The organism is Bradyrhizobium sp. CCGUVB23 (assembly GCF_024199885.1).
Classification (GTDB): domain Bacteria; phylum Pseudomonadota; class Alphaproteobacteria; order Rhizobiales; family Xanthobacteraceae; genus Bradyrhizobium.
The window spans coordinates 1697778-1713100 of record NZ_JANADQ010000001.1 but is presented as its reverse complement, the minus strand read 5'-3'; the positions used below and the strand labels follow the sequence as shown (position 1 = coordinate 1713100).

6 protein-coding genes and 2 pseudogenes are annotated in these 15323 nt (G+C 60.0%); 4 read left to right on the top strand and 4 right to left on the bottom strand.

Features of this window, described 5'->3' with window-relative positions; genetic code table 11:
- Positions 1-71: 71 nt before the first annotated feature.
- Positions 72-1676, top strand: a complete 1605-nt coding sequence (locus tag NLN62_RS07950) for an IS66 family transposase (RefSeq protein ID WP_254108296.1) — start codon at positions 72-74, stop codon at positions 1674-1676.
- Positions 1677-1796: 120 nt separating this feature from the next.
- Here NLN62_RS07950 and NLN62_RS07945 read toward each other — a convergent pair.
- The 4 genes and pseudogenes from NLN62_RS07945 to NLN62_RS07930 all read right to left on the bottom strand — a co-directional run.
- Positions 1797-1937, bottom strand: a pseudogene (locus NLN62_RS07945) (transposase); the annotation flags it as partial.
- 72 nt (positions 1938-2009) lie between these two features.
- Positions 2010-2686: pseudogene (locus NLN62_RS07940) on the bottom strand (sulfotransferase); the annotation flags it as partial.
- 298 nt (positions 2687-2984) lie between these two features.
- Positions 2985-3158, bottom strand: coding sequence for a hypothetical protein (locus NLN62_RS53330; RefSeq protein ID WP_084801738.1), 174 nt, complete (start codon positions 3156-3158; stop codon positions 2985-2987).
- Positions 3159-3286: 128 nt separating this feature from the next.
- The gene (locus NLN62_RS07930; RefSeq protein ID WP_254113369.1) at positions 3287-4045 is read right to left on the bottom strand and encodes a transposase; all 759 of its coding nucleotides are present in this window, start codon (positions 4043-4045) and stop codon (positions 3287-3289) included.
- A gap of 1520 nt (positions 4046-5565) precedes the next feature.
- Here NLN62_RS07930 and xopAD point away from each other — a divergent pair.
- From xopAD to NLN62_RS07915, 3 genes are all read left to right on the top strand, one after another.
- Positions 5566-12261 carry a XopAD/skwp family type III secretion system effector gene (gene xopAD, locus NLN62_RS07925; protein WP_254108295.1) on the top strand — a complete coding sequence of 2232 codons (6696 nt, stop codon included), beginning with the start codon at positions 5566-5568 and terminating at the stop codon, positions 12259-12261.
- An 808-nt stretch (positions 12262-13069) separates the two neighbouring features.
- The gene (locus NLN62_RS07920) at positions 13070-14134 is read left to right on the top strand and encodes an outer membrane beta-barrel protein (protein WP_254108294.1); all 1065 of its coding nucleotides are present in this window, start codon (positions 13070-13072) and stop codon (positions 14132-14134) included.
- Positions 14135-14397: 263 nt separating this feature from the next.
- A complete protein-coding gene (locus tag NLN62_RS07915) occupies positions 14398-15099 on the top strand; it encodes an SDR family NAD(P)-dependent oxidoreductase (protein WP_027527034.1) in 702 nt (233 codons plus the stop codon).
- The last annotated feature ends 224 nt before the right edge of the window (positions 15100-15323 follow it).

Here is a 15323-nt window from a genome sequence, read left to right as displayed (position 1 = left end):
CCCTGTGACCAATTGAATCACGTCGGCTGCAATATTCCACAACGGCCCGCGAATCAGCTTGAGTGCCGGGCGTGAGCGAGACCACGGATCAACTTCCGACCGATATCGAGGCGCTGCAGGCGCTGGTTGCGGCGGCACGCGCGGAGCGCGACGCGGCGATCGCAAAGTGCGACGCGGCGATCGTCGAACGCGACCAGGCGCTGTCGCAAATGGATCGCCTTCAGCATCTCTTGCGCCAGCTGCAACGCGCGCAGTTCGGTCGCCGCTCGGAGAAGCTCGATCCTGAGCAGTTGCAGCTGGCGATCGAGGACATCGAGCAGGCCATTGCCAGCGACGAGGCGGCTCAGGACCGGAAGGACACGGCAGGCGCACGCCAGCGTGCTGAACGGCGCCGGGGCAGCCGTGGTGCGCTTCCGGCCCATCTGCCGCATATCGACGTCACGATTGCCCCGGAGGTGACCTGCTGTCCGTGCTGTCGCGCGCCTCTGCATGTGATCGGTGAGGAGACCTCACGGCGGCTCGACGTCGTCCCGGCGCAGTTCCGCGTGATCGTCACCCATCGTCCCAAATATGCCTGCCGGGCCTGCACGGATGGCGTGGTCCAGGCGCCGGCACCAGAGCGGCTGATCAAGGGCGGCTTGCCGACCGAGGCGATGGTCGCCCATGTGCTGGTCGCCAAATATGCCTGGCACCTGCCACTGTATCGGCAGGCTCAGATGCTGCTGGCGCAGGGTATCGACATCAAGCGCTCGGTTCTGGCGTTCTGGGTCGGCTATGCGGCCGCGGAGCTTCGTCCGCTCTGGCTCAGGCTGCGCGAGACCATTCTGACCGCGGGCAAGATCGCGGCGGACGAGACCACAGCGCCGGTGCTCGACCCCGGCCGCGGCCGCACCAAGAAGGGTTTCTTCTGGGCAATCGCGCGCGACGATCGGCCGTGGGGCGGAGCTGACCCGCCGGCAGTGGCCTACACTTATGCACCTGGTCGCGGAGCCGTCCACGCGCTCAAGCTGCTCGACGGTTATCGCGGCATCGTGCAATGCGACGGCTATACCGTCTACAAGACCATTGCCAACACCGCGCCTGACGCGGCGATCACGCTCGCCTTCTGCTGGGCTCATCTGCGGCGGCGCTTCTTCGACGTTGTCCAGGACGGTCCTGCCCCGATCGCGAGTGAAGCGCTCGAGCGTATCGCCGCTCTCTATGCCATCGAGAAGACGATCACGGGCCGCAGCGCCGATGAGCGCCGTGCCGTCCGCCAGGAGCGCAGCAAGCCGCAGGCAGCGGCGCTCAAGGCCTGGTTCGAGCAGCAACTCACCCGCGTCTCGGGCAAAGCGACAATCGCCGAGCACATCCGTTACGCCTTGAACCACTGGGTTGGCCTGACGCGCTTCCTCGACGACGGTCGCATCGAGCTCGACACAAATATTGTCGAGCGAAGCATCCGTCCTCTTGTCCTTAATCGCAAGAATGCGCTGTTCGCGGGGCATGATGAGGGCGCGGAGAACTGGGCCTGCATCGCTTCGCTGATCGAGACCTGCAAGCTCTGCGGTGTCGAGCCGCAGGCCTATCTGACCGACGTCCTCACCAGACTCGTCAACCTCTGGCCGTCCTCGCGTCTGGACGAACTCATGCCCTGGGCGTGGCGCGCCGAGCAAACTAACAGCCTCGCCGCTTGATGAACTCGCTTCCTGGATCGCGACCGCTCCAGCAGGCCTCCTCCTCGCCACCGGCTCCGTGTGTTCCGACAACTTCAACAACCCGTCGCGCACCGCCCTGCGCCAGGTCGACAAATGCTGTGGCGACAGACCGTAGCGCCGCGCGACGTCCGAGACGATCGCGCCCGGCACAAAGGATTCCGCAACGATGCGTCCCTTAACCTCGTCGCTCCAGCGTCGCCGGACCCGTCGCTGAGATGCGTCGACAACACGCCCGATCATCTATGCACACCGCCCTCGTCAAGACGGAACGCATATTGCCGATCTGCTCAACAGCAACAAGGTGCGGGAGACACGCCGCTTACGGTCTAGCGGTCGCGTGTCTTGGCGCTGAAGCATGGCGCTACCAGACACTGAAGCGCTGGGACCCCCGGGAACGCCCAAACCGTTGCCAGGCAGGCGCTTGGTTGGTGAAGTAGCCTTTCATACTCGATCACGAGCATGCCGGTCGACGCGAAGGACTGAGCAACTCGGGCATGGAAATCGTCGGCGGCCTTGAAATAGGCCTCGCAGTCGGCGATTGACACTGTAACGCGCGGCCGCGGTGCCGCCTCGCCGTCAGAACTGAACTTCAGCCATTGGCCACTCTGCCTTGCTTGCACCAGCGATCGAAGCGATTCCATAGTGTTTCTCCGAAGCACGAGGATGACCTTGAGGCGTGGCCAACGAACCAGCTCGGCAAAAACACCGGAACGATCGTGAAACTGCGGTTCGTTGATCTTGCAACCAACATGCGTCAGCTTAGGCTTATCGCTTCGCGTCGGATAGCGCAGATACGCAAGCTCGAGAAGCTCGCGATCGCTCCGCAACGAACGATCCTTATCGTGCCAATTCGTATCAAATGTATTGAGCAGCTCACCGTTGCTCAACACGTTCGGATGCTCATTCAGTAACTCTTCAAGATAATGGGTGCCGGTCCTCGGCATTGCCAGGATTACAAATGGCTCGGGCGGCGATGTAGGGCGGGTCATTTATATCTTCCTTAGATAATATTGCTTGCGACAACTCGAGATCGCATCAACGACGGTAACGTTAGCAGGCTCATGGTCCCTGCGTTTCGCGGTAGCGGGCTCGCATCTGGAGACGTCCGGATGACTCATGGTGTGATTTGGCGATCTCATAGCTTTCTGCAATCATTTGTTGAGTAGCCTTGGATGGTTTGCGGCATAGGGGCTGATGACACAAAAAGTCGGCCACACTAGCTGTTCGGCCAGCACATCTAAGACAACTATCCGGTGTAAAAAAGCAGACTAGGGCCGTCGTCAAACGTCAGATACACGCTGCAGCGTCTGCCGGCGTCAGCGCGCTCGTTAGGCGCCCTAGATAAGGAGCCGGGATCCGCCACAGTTCTGGCCCGTTCCGATTGATTAGGGTGCCGCTCGGCCAATCGCTCATCCTGCCCTCAATCGCGAAAACCACGACCATGACGTCCTCGATACGCATGGAAGTTGAGATTAACAGCAACGATCGATAGCCATCCGGATATGCCCGAGTTCAATTTAAATAAACTGACGTTTTCTACCCTCATTTCGTGGGATTGGTAAAATCGATTGTATGGATGGGACATCCAGTTAGCGGCGCAGTCGCCAGGCAGGCTGGATCACACGACATGAGCCGATCGGACCCCCGCTCATGCCGATCCGCGGCGCGATCCCGCGCGACGACAGGCCGTCGGCGTGCAAGTCGAGGATTTCGGCATAGAGTGAACGGCGATGGCTGCGCCGCGTGCTGCGCAGCTGATGAAGTTTTGTAGAAGGCTCTATCGGTGGTTCGAGCTTGGTTTTATCGTCTTCGACGATGTCGGCGATCGTGGCCTTTCCTGCGGTATCGACCGTCTTGCGATGACGACTAACTGCCGAATGCAGCGCTTCACCCAGATTTTGGAGAAGATGAAAACGGTCAGCGACCTGTGTTGCATCGGGAGCACCACGACGGGCGCCCTTAGAATAAATGCCGGCACGATCGCGCACGATAACTTCGATGCCTGGATGGCCTCCCAGCCAAGACGCGATCGCATTGGCATTTCGGTTCGGTAAAAGATCGATGACGCGATGCCGCTCTAGATCGCAGATGATGGTCCCGTAGCGTTGCCCCTTGCGCCAGGCCCAGTCATCGATGCCGATCACGCGCGGCGGCTCAGGCGGCTTGAACTCGGTTGCGTGGATCATCCACACCAGCGTGTCGCCGCTGGCCGGCATACCAAGTTTGTCCGACAAACGTGCACCCGGCTCCCCGCCGATCGCGAAGCCGATCGCCAGTTGCCTGTCGCAGAGACGGGACGTTCGCCTCGCTTTCGGTCGCGCCGTTTCCGGCAACCGCTCAGCGAATATCTGACGCAGGCATTGCGAATTCGTGCATCGAAAGCGTCGCGCGTGAAGCCGGATCTCGACGGCCCCGATCTTGCCGCGGCAGATCAGCTAAGCGTCGCACGTAATGGCTGTGGACGCGGCCCATCTGGCAGCCGCAACAGGGGCAGAACGAAGACCGCTGTCTTCGTCCGAGCCACGAGCATCACCTTATTGCTCTGGGCAAGGATCTGGACAATCGAAACCTCGGGAAGACGAACGGACGGAAGGCAGGGAACAAGGGCGAATCACGAGCGTCGACTGCGATTCCGACCTTATGACCTTATTCGCGCTTCCCGTGAATCCGTCAACTTACACCAAATACGAGGAGGAACCTAATTCTGTCGTCCATCTTTCCTGCCAAGCCTAGCAGTGTACGGCAACCTTGCACTTGCTGATTTCGTTCCGGGACTCCCGTAGTTGTTTGATGGAAGCGGCAGTAGCGAAGATCAGTCCTGGATCAGCTCTTCCGCCGCCCAGGGCCATGAAGACCAGATATTGGGTGGCGCGTTTCGCGGTGACTTCGTCAGCTTGCTGTCAGCTCGCCTATCTAAGTACCGGCCCGCCATGGAGGGCCGGGGACACCCGCCTTATCGCATTACTAACGTCGGCGAGTGTTGTCCTCAGTGAGGCGGCTGCGCCGATCTCTTCTTATCTAACTCAGCGGTCTACCCAGGTTTACGTCGCCGGGCGTCGCGGCGAACAAGTTGCAGGTCAATGAGTATTCCATAGTGGCCTTACGAGTAGCTCGTTCAAATTCGAGGCAGATCCCTCGACGGTCTTTTACTCCGACGTTTATAGGGGGCCGGCTGCGGCATCGGCGCCGAAAAGGATGTCGGAGCAGAGGCCAGAAATCTTGCGGACTCTACGGCTCACCCGGCTTGTTGGACATCACGACTGAACCGTTCGCTTTCGCTTGCGCCGTAACCTGCTCGGGGCTCATGTCACTGATTGTTCGCCGGAAAGAGCGCGTCGCCACGCATGGTACAACAACCACTATTGCTAACATTCTCGGCTGCATAGGAGATGGATATTGAAGCGCATTAGCGACCGTGGGCGGTCGGACATCTCGGAAGAAGCTGAACGTACCCAGCGGGCGGAAAGTGTGCGCTGATGAATTGGTGGGGGCAGCTCGAGGCCGATCGTTCTTGTCTGTCGTGGAGCGCGTGCGCTCTGATCCTCAACACTCCAGTGCGCTGGCTCGGGAAGCAAACTCGCAGCGTTTGGGCGATGATCAGTGGCGTGTCGACCAGGGGACTGGGAAAGCGCAGATTGACACAACTGAACGATATGGCCGATCCTTGCCCTACCTAGAGGCTGGATCCGAAGCGTCGCGTATCAGCGATGTGGCCATGGAGAGCGCCGACCAGCGGTCTTATGGTTCTTATCCTCACGTGCTAAATCGGGGGGCGACCTCCGCGCGTGCGGACGGCGAAACTCTGCAAAGTGATCGAGCACCCCGAAGCTCGCAAATTGGGTTCCCACGCGGTAAGCAATGCGCGGCCGTGCTGAGCGAGAGAGCAGCGAAGCGGCGCATCGACGAGGTGACCGCGCAGAGCTTGCATGGCCTAACCTCGGAAGCACATAGACGTGCAGGACCAGACGAAGCGAAGCTCCGTGAAGCGATCGACACCATCGATCGCGCCTGTCGCGCTCACGACTTCTATACATTCTCAACTGCTGTGGTGGATCACACGAAGCAGGGCCATCCCAAGCAGCTGAGGATGCCGGGCCTTGCAGCCTTCCTGCAAAGAGCCGCCACCCATTTCGAGAGGGAATTTGTTCACGTCTGGGAGGACGATGTCCGCAGGCGAAGGACATGGGGGTACGCCACGACATGTAACGCGGTGAGCCGAGAGGCTGGAGGTGAAGCAGGTATAAAGGCTTGTAAGGCCATGGCAGCTCGGGTGTTAGAACTTGATGACGCGCAGATCAAGAAGCTTGATCCTAGGGCGCCTTCGCTCTTCGCTTCATCGTTTGGTCGTCACCCAGAGTCGAAGACATGCCGCAATGCAACGATGAGAATCGCCGAATTTTATCGCGATGAAAGTGGAGCGCTTTGGGACCTGAAGAGCCAGAGCCTATCGTTGCTTGCAAATGGGTTCAGCAAATGGCCGGCAGAGGATATCTGTCGCGAAGGCACGGTCGCGATCGCCGGTGTGGTCGTTGCCCATCGTGCGGAGCTCTCTGACCACAACGAGCAGCACCTGGCGAACCTGGTGAACGGTTTCAGCAAGTGGCCGAAGGAGGAGAACTGTCGCCGAGCAACCGTTGCCATCGCCAGAGAGATTCGCGACGGCCGAAGGCTCTCTGGTCTTCTTCCGTTGGGACTGGCAAACTTGGTGAACGGCTTTAGCAAATGGCCGAATGAGGAGGCCACCATTGATGCCGCAGTCACGATCGCCAAAGAGATTCGTGCTCGTGCCCGTGAAGCCACTGGGCTATCCAATTTCCCCGCGCGAGAACTCGCAACCCTGGCAAACAGCTTCAGCAAGTGGCCGGAAGAGGCCGGGTGTCGGAAGGCTACGATCGCGATTGCCGAGCAGGTGATTCATGGCGCTAACCTGCTCTCCCATGCTATTCCGCAGAACTCTGCGAACCTCGTGAACGCTTTCAGTAAGTGGCCGAAAGAGGCGTCCTGCCTCCAAGCCACAGTTGCAATCGCCTGTGAACTTCCCGACGACGGCCGGCTCGCTGCTTTTGATCCCAAGCACCTAGCGAGCTTAGTGAACGGCTTCAGCAAATGGCCAAAAGATGCGAACTGTCGACAAGGCGCAGTCGCGATAGCACGCGAGATCTTTGATCCCAGCCGCTGTGCCAACCGGGTCTCCGGTTTTTCCAACCGGCAACTGGCTAACTTGGTTAACGGTTTCAGCAAGTGGCCGGAAGAGCCGACTTGTTCTCGGGCTGCAGTCGCGATAGCGAAGGAGATCACTGGTTCCGGCCGCGCTGCCACCAGAGTTTCTGGTTTAACGCCGCACGGACTGGCAAACTTGGTGAACGGGTTCAGCAAGTGGTCCGATGAGGCGACCTGTCGCGAAGCCACAATCGCGATCGCCGATGAGATCCTTGGCCGCGCCGAACTCTCTGATTTCACTCATCAGGAGTTGGCAAACCTGGCGAACGGTTTCAGCAAGTGGCCGAAAGAGACGATCAGCCGCCAAGCAATAACTGCCATCGCAGGTGATATCGTTCGCCGCCGCGCCGATCCCGAGGGTTCCTTCTCCGATTTTACCGATCAGCATCTAGCAAACCTGGCGAATGCCTTCAGCAAGTGTCCGGAAGACGTGGACGCAGGCCAAGCCACAGTCGCTATCGCCCGCGAAGTCCTTGGACGCCAGCTCTCGGGTTGTAGTCAGCAGGACCGCGGGAATCTGGTAAACAGCTTCAGCAAGTGGCCGGAAGAGGTTGACTGTCGTCAAGCCGCTGTCGCAATCGCGCGCGATGTTCGTGGGAGCGACAGGCTCTCTCAATTTAACGGACAGGAGCTGGCGAACCTAGTGAACGGGTTCAGCAAGTGGCCGGAAGAGGAATCTTGTGCTCAAGCCACGATCGCAATCGCCCGTGAGATCCGCGATAACGACCGGCTCTCTGATTTCATTCCGCAGCACATTGCAAGCCTGATCAACGACTTCAGCAAATGGTCGGAAGAGGCGGCGTGCCGGCAAGTCATAGTGGACATCGCGCGCGGACTTGGCCGGGGAGTGCAACGATTCAGCGCTTTCACGACGCCTGAGCTCAGCATCATTGCTAATGCTCTGGCGCGAAGTTTCATGACGGGCGAGGACAGCGGCGAGATTGCGGAAACCAGTCTGCTGAAGGATCGGCTACACCAGCTGTCTCATTATCTGCAGTATGCGAGTGATCGGCTGGAGCGGGCAGATGTTCTGGCCATCGCTACCATTCTTAAGGCTCTGGCTAAGGTCCGACTAATCGATGATCTCGATTCGCTTGCATCGATTGGATTGAATCGGCTCAACGAATTACGTTCTCATCCTGATTTCGCCGCCGAGAATAACCTCGAAACTATGGGCCATGTTTCTGCAGCTCTGCTGCCGCTAGCGCGCAGCCAACAGAAACAGTTGCGCTGGCACCGCAGGCAGGCTCTCAATTTGCTGAACGACTTGCAACCGATCGTGGAGCGCAAGATCGAGGCGCATCTCAATGCTGGCAGGGCCGAGCGGGCCCGTGGGCCCGTCGCGAGCCGCCGTCCCGCTCTCTCGATCTATCAAGTGCTAAAGGCCCGGACGATCGTACAGGAATTGTTCAAGCGGCCGTATGTCGAGGGCAAAAAGTCTGACTTGCAGATGAGGCGGCAGGAGCTTGAGCGCAAGTCCAAGGAGATCCTGGCCAGCGCGCGCAGCCTTATTGAAGGCGATCTCTCCCACATGAGTTGGAACCTGATCGCAGAGCTCGAAGCGGACGAGCCGCTCGATGCGCTAGACACGTTCATGTTACACAACGTGGCCGCGGTCCACGCCCAACATCCTGCGTCCAGCTTCGACGTGCACGCGCTGTTGACAGAGATGGACCATGAGCCCAGGCCCCCACAGGGGCAAGCTGGACTCGTGAAGTTGCCGGTCGTTGACATGCAGGGGCGACGACTAGCCACGGAGCCCGAGACGCGGTATTCGATTTTTCATCGCCTGACCTCGGGGGCCTTGCCGGTCGTCGCGGTTCAACTGCCGGGAAAGCCGAGCACATTCTTGTTAGCCCGGACGCTCACCATCGATGGTGTGCCATATCGAATGGACCTATTCGGCGGAAGCAAGTTAAAAGGGCCGAAACAAACCCTGTCTCAGATTGCCGCCCGCGCTCCGGGCGACGCGGGGGCCACCACTTCCGGGGGAAAGCTGCTTGCCATTCCGTATGCCGAGACCGCGCCTGGGACGCCGTTCGAGCAGCTGTCACGCGCCTGGTCCCCGTTCAAAGAGGCATATTATTACATTCAGCGCAGGGGATTTGCGGCGCCACCTGCTATCAAAGATCTAGGCCCTCATGACTACGCGCTGGAGGGCAGCTTCAAGTTGTCACTGCTGCCGGACCGCCGTACTGGCGAGGAACATCCCTTCAAGCTGTCTGGACCGGATGGGCCGATAGCTTTGCGACCGCATGACGGCTGCGGGTTCATCAGGGCATCGCTGGCCGAGCGTATGCTAGCTGTTCGCCGGGCTGGCCAGCAGGAAGCTTCCGATCGGGTGCCTGCTTTTGGTGAGGGACGGAGATCGTCGCTGCCCGCCTCGGCGCTGCAACACTATCCGCGCAGCGAGCAGGTGGCGCAAGAGGTGCGAGAGAAAGCTGCGAACTGGCTTGCGAGCAGACGAGAGCAGGAACTGACGTCCGAACAGCTGTTTCGCACCGTGACGGCTGGACACATCGAGGGGCCCGGCGCGGTCGCCGTGCCATCCGATGATGGCCATCTTCATGTGCCTAAGCTCAAGAGCGACACGTTGGCCGGGAGGGCTAGCGTGCTGATCGGCCGTTCCCCCTATGACAAACCCAATCTGCGGCCGTTCGCTGCCGAAAAAGTCAAGTCATCAGTTGACGGCGACCCGACGGCTGTGTTCCTCGACGAGTGCGTGGCCATGCAATACAGCTTCAATGTCGCGGAGAAGTCAGGGGAGCAACTGGCGGCCGACGATCCGACCTTTTTCGCCAAAGGCATTCTGATCGTGGTGCCGGATGAGATGTGGCCGGCGAACTATCGAGGTCGTGGCCTGGTGATGTCAGCCGAGGACGTCAAGTCCCACTCGGGCTGGACCAAGCGCAAGGATCGCGTAACGGCGGACACCTCGCTCGATTGTGTCGGCATTCTCCAGGCCACTGAGATCTTCGCTCCGGGGTCCCTGGTTGCCGTCCCGCCTGATGAACAGAAAAAGCTCGACGGCGACTTCGACGGCGATACGGTCACTATCATCGCCGACCAGCCGCGGCTTTATGAGCACGTCCGGCAATTCGATGACGCGGAGCAAGCTCGCGGATTTCACTCGCTTAAGCCGCCAAAGTCGCATACGCCGGCGATCGAAGACGGTAGGTACCAATTTAGTCGCGCCAACCAGATTCTTGCTGCCACGAAGGATGTCTTGGGAATCTACAGTTGCCTGCAGCGCACCTTTTTGGCTCAATCGCATGAAGCACGGCGCTGGTTTGCCGAGCGGGCCATCTTTGGCATCTATGAGGGCTTTCATCACGAGCTCACGCGAGACATCCGCCTCTTGCTTAATCAAGAACAGGCGAGCGGCGAGGATATCCAGAGCAAGCTTGAAAGGGCGATGCACGAGATCGAGGTCGCAGAGCATCCAGTCGCTCGTGAGATCTCCGAGTTGCTCGCGGCCGACCTGGAAGCGTGGGCTGGGAGTGCGAATGGGCAGATCCCGCCCGAAACGATCGAAAGCGTGAGCGACCGAACCGCGACGGTAAGCCAAGCGCTCTCTGAGCTCTTCCCAAATGTGGCGGAGGCCTATGTGACTACTGCCCATCCACGGGATCGTGTCCAGGCTGTGCTCGACCATTACCCTGCGCGCATCTATCCACGACCGGATGGTTACGATCCGGATGATCTCATAGAGAGTGCAAAGAATCTCCTAAGCCTCGGGATAAAGATCGGGACCGACGCCTATAAGTCCGATACTGGCGCCCGCGTCTTTATGAAGAAAAGCCAACAGCTTCAGCGACTTCTGCACCAGATGCCAGGCTTGAAAACCGTGCCCTACATCAAGAGCACGGCGGCGACGCTAAACCAGGGAAGATTCGATGTCGACGCGACGTTGGAGTCGCTAAAGGACAATCCCACGCTGGCAGCTTCAATCATGGAAGTCTCGATCAACCTCGCCGTTGAAAACCGCATCCTGCCCAAACCATTCAGTCGGAACCTGACGGCCGAGGATTCCGGCATGACGACCACGTTGACCCGCGAGGAGGCCGCGGAGCGCGCAAAGGCCGAATTTGCCAGGGCCGCGGCAGAAGAGAGGGAGATTACAGCAACGGCATTCCAGGTCGCCGAGATGCTCAGGCAAGCGGATATCCAGGTGAGTCTGCCGCATTTCCGTGACCGCTTGAGATCGAAAACCTCCATGACAGACGAGCTGACCGGAGCCACGGTTAAGTCCGACGGCAACACCCAGCTGATCAGCAGCGCCGTCCGCTATGTCTTCGAAATCCCCGACAAGGATCTTGCGGGCGCCTTCAAGAAGACCATGCTTACGTTATACGAGTTGGGCTACGCCGAAATCCGCACCACTAACTGGTTCAGGATGCGAGATCCAACTTTCGTCGGCATAAAGACTGTGCTCGCCACCCCCGGCGGTTACCGCTTCGAGATCGAATTCCATACGCCAGACAGCTATCAGGCCAAGCTAGATAATCACGATACCTACAAGGAGCACGACAGGTTGCGGCGACAGGCGAGTGGAGCTGCTCTCGAGCAATCTAAGGCGGAATTGCTGGCAGAGCGCGCGAGAAAGGTCTGCAGTCAGGTGGCGATCCCCTACGGCGTCAAGGACTTCCCTCACTGGCATATCGAAGGGTCGGATGCACGTGGCGTCGACGCGGCGTTCGGATTGCGAGCCGCTGCACGAATAAGCACGCCAAAGATGTCTCAGACTGCAAAAGAAGTTGTTGAGGCACTTGGCGTGCAGCCGATTGTGCTCGTCGGCCTGCCGGCCGCCGGTAAGTCCTCCATCGGCGCAGCTCTCGCGAGGCGACTGGGGCTGGCCTTTATCGACTCCGACAAAAAGATCGAGAAGGAGACGCGTATGTCGATAACGGAAATCTTCGGTGCCAAAGACAAAGGCATGCAGTGGTTCAGGGAGCGCGAGGCAAGCCTGATCGCGCAGTGCGTGGAGAAAGGTAACGTGGTCCTCGCAACCGGCGGTGGGGCATTCGAGCGCGAGGAAACGCGGCGCCTCGTGCTGGACAAGGCGGTGTCGATCTGGATCGACACCAACCGAGACGAGATATGGAAGCGCCTGGCAAGAGACATTAGCCGTCCGTTGCTGCGGACCGACAAGGCGGAGGATAGCTATGTCGCCGAGAGCTCCAACGGGTCAGCTATCAAGAAGGAGCGCTTCGAGAAGATTGTAGCGCAGAGAACGCCGTTCTATCGCCAAGCCGATCTCACAGTCGTTCCGCCCCACAAAAGGAACAATAACAAGAACGCGGATGCATGTGTGGAAGCGCTCCACGCTTATCTCCGCCATTAGCGGGGGCAATATGAAGCAGGCGCTGGAAGTAGCCGGGCCTCAGTGTCGCGGCGCAGGCGGTGGGCTGTATCGCTGGGCCCGAAGTCAAGATCGCGATGCGCGAGGGGCTAGCGAAAGAACTAATTGAACGGGCCGCGAATGCCGCGGTCGACTTGACGGTCTCGCAGGCGCAATCCTATGCGGAGGACTGTTTGAATAACCTGAAGGAGCGCCTTGAGGCCAGCCCCATGCATGCCGCGGGCGCTCCGAGCCAGGTTGGCACGACAGCATCGTCGCAGAATGTGGCCTGACGGGCATACTTGAGCTTGCCTCGACGTGGAAGCCGGCACACTGTTGATGATTCAGGTTATCTCGTTATGAGGGAGAAAGCGCGAGAGCCTTAAGCTTTCCTTGCGTCGAATCTGAATTGGCTTTCGCGTTCAAATCGTCCGTCGGCGCACCCAGCGTCTCTGACGAGAGTGACATCGGAAGACCGACGCACCATATGGGCTCGTCCTGGGGTGCTGTCCGCTACGTTTCATTGCGCTCGAGAGGACCAGGTGCTCAACGGTCTGGGGACGCACATGCGCTGTTGCGCCCCCGCGAGCGACCAGCGGTGCGGGCCTACAGCATGCGTTTGGGTTCGACCACAGACGTGCGCCTTGTTCCTACCACCACAGGCCTTGTCTGGTAGACAACATCGCCATCGAAAAAAAAGCCGGGATGCGCATCGCAGCCGCTGGCCTAGATCCTGCACACCACAAGCAGCGCGGAAGTGACGCCACGACGTCAGCCGTTCGAGCTGCGTTGCCGATGGCGCGAGCGTCGTGTGTTCGAGGGTGATATGGGATCTGGATTCCTTTCGTGGGGTGCCGCAACAGTTGCACTCGTGGGATGCGGTGTCACTTATTCGGCAGATCTGGAGCCGGCGATGAAAGTCCCGCCAGCACTGTGGAGCTGGACCGGAGGCTATATCGGCGTGCACGGCGGCGGTGGCTATGGCCGCACATCCTTCAGTGACCCCTACGGCCCGTTAATCGATGGCGACATCGTCAAGACGCCTGCGTTCCTGGCCGGAGGGCAGATCGGCTACAATTGGCAAGCGAACGGGTGGGTTTTCGGTGCCGAATTAGACGCGAGCCGTGCTGTTTCCGATGGCACAAACAGCTGCCTTGCTTTCTCAGGCAATGTTGTGATCGCTACCTGCAATGCAGGTCCGAACGTTTTTGTCACAGGGACCGCTCGTGTCGGCTACGCTTTTGGCCCGCAGGGCCAAACGCTGGCCTACATCAAGGCAGGGGTGGCCTGGCAAAACAATCGCGGCGATATCGCCAACAAGAACGAATTCCAGGATGGAAGCTTTGCCGGCTACCCACGACGAGTAACGGAGTTCGATTACGGCCGTTTAGCTCGGCTACCAGGCGATCGGGGCTCGCATCGCGCCCGCCGCGCCCGGCGGCGACTTCTCGCCGCTCACTACAGATGCCGCCATGCTGCGCGAAACCATCCGCCGCATCGACGACACGGGTGTGCGGTGTTCGACGTCGAGACCGCGCGCCTGGCTGCTGATTTCGAGCCAAATCGCTTCGCCGCCTTCCTCGAAACGGCGGGCACGCTGAAGGCGCGCGCGATCCTCATCGCCGGTGACGATCCGGACGAAGCGCGCCTGACGGAATGGTTCGCAAAATTCTACCGCGCCGCAGCGCCTCACGGCCTCACCGCCGATCTCGAATTCACGCCGTGGACCGCAGTCATGAACGCGACGGCAGCTTTGCGGATTGTGACCAGCGCGAATGAGCCGAACGGACGGGTGCTGATTGACGTACTGCATGCCGCACGCTCCGCGACCAGCCTCGACGATATTGCGAGCCTGCCGCGCCGCTTGCTGAGCTAGGCCCAGCTCTGCGATGCACCCGCAGGCATCCCCGCCAGCAATGACGAGCTGATCCAAACCGCGCGCTGCGCCCGGCTTCTGCCGGGCGACGGCGGCATCGATCTTGGCGGGATCGTCCGTGCGCTGCCGGACGATCTTCCACTCAGTCTCGAGATTCCGAACGACGAATCGCTTCCGAAGATTGGTGCCGAGGAATGGGGACGACGCGCGCTGGCCGCAGCCCGCAGGATCGTCGCAGACGTGACAACCGGAAAGGCGAACGCATGAGCGAGTTTAAAGGACGTGTTGTGATCATTTCCGGCGGCTGCGGCGGCATCGGCCAGGCTGTTCGCATGCGGCTCGCTGCCGCTGGCGCGACCGTTGTCGTCTGGGATCTCGCCAATGCTGCCGACGATCGAATCGATCTGACCGACGAGGCGGCTGTCAACGGCGCCATGGCGCGCCTGTTGGAGCAGTTCGGCCGCATCGATGTCCTCGTCAACGCCGCGGGTATCACCGGCCCAACCGTCAACATTGAGCAGTACAGCCTTGCCGAATGGCGGCGTGTGCTCGATGTGAACCTCACCAGCACCTTCCTCTGCTGCAAGGCAGCGATCGCTCCGATGCGACGGCAGAACGCCGGTCGCATCGTCAATCTCGCCTCGATCGCCGGCAAGGAAGGCAATGCCGGCATGACCGGATACTCCTCGGCTAAGGCTGGCGTGATCGCGCTGACGAAGTCACTCGGCAAGGAATTGGCTGCGACGGAAGTCCGGGTCAATGCGGTTGCCCCTGCGGTGATCGCTACCGATCTCGTCAAGCAGATGTCGGATGACGCCTACCGCAGTGTGCTGGCCAAGATCCCGCTCGGACGCGCCGGCAGGCCGGACGAGGTTGCCGCACTGGTCGCATGGCTCGCCTCAGATGAATGCTCATTCTCAACCGGTGCAGTTTTCGACTTGTCGGGCGGAAGGGCGACATACTGAGCCAGCCGTCGGCTGTGGAAGTTCGACAGTTATATCAGGCGGTCTTCTTCCTGCATCGGAGGCTCCTCCCTGACTTGCGCCGCCCTTCGGGCGTAGCCTATTTTATTGAGAATCGGAATCGGAGGCGGCGCGCAATCACCCCGATTGCGCGCCTCGATTGAGGGAGACAACGAGCGCCAGCAAGTTCGCGTTTCGGACGATCCTGCGCGTCGTTGGTTACACGA

Excerpts from the sequence above, each read along its gene's own strand:
- NLN62_RS53330 (WP_084801738.1), bottom strand. The coding sequence starts at position 3,158 with ATGCGTATCGAGGACGTCATGGTCGTGGTTTTCGCGATTGAGGGCAGG.
- NLN62_RS07915 (WP_027527034.1), top strand. The coding sequence starts at position 14,398 with ATGAGCGAGTTTAAAGGACGTGTTGTGATCATTTCCGGCGGCTGCGGC.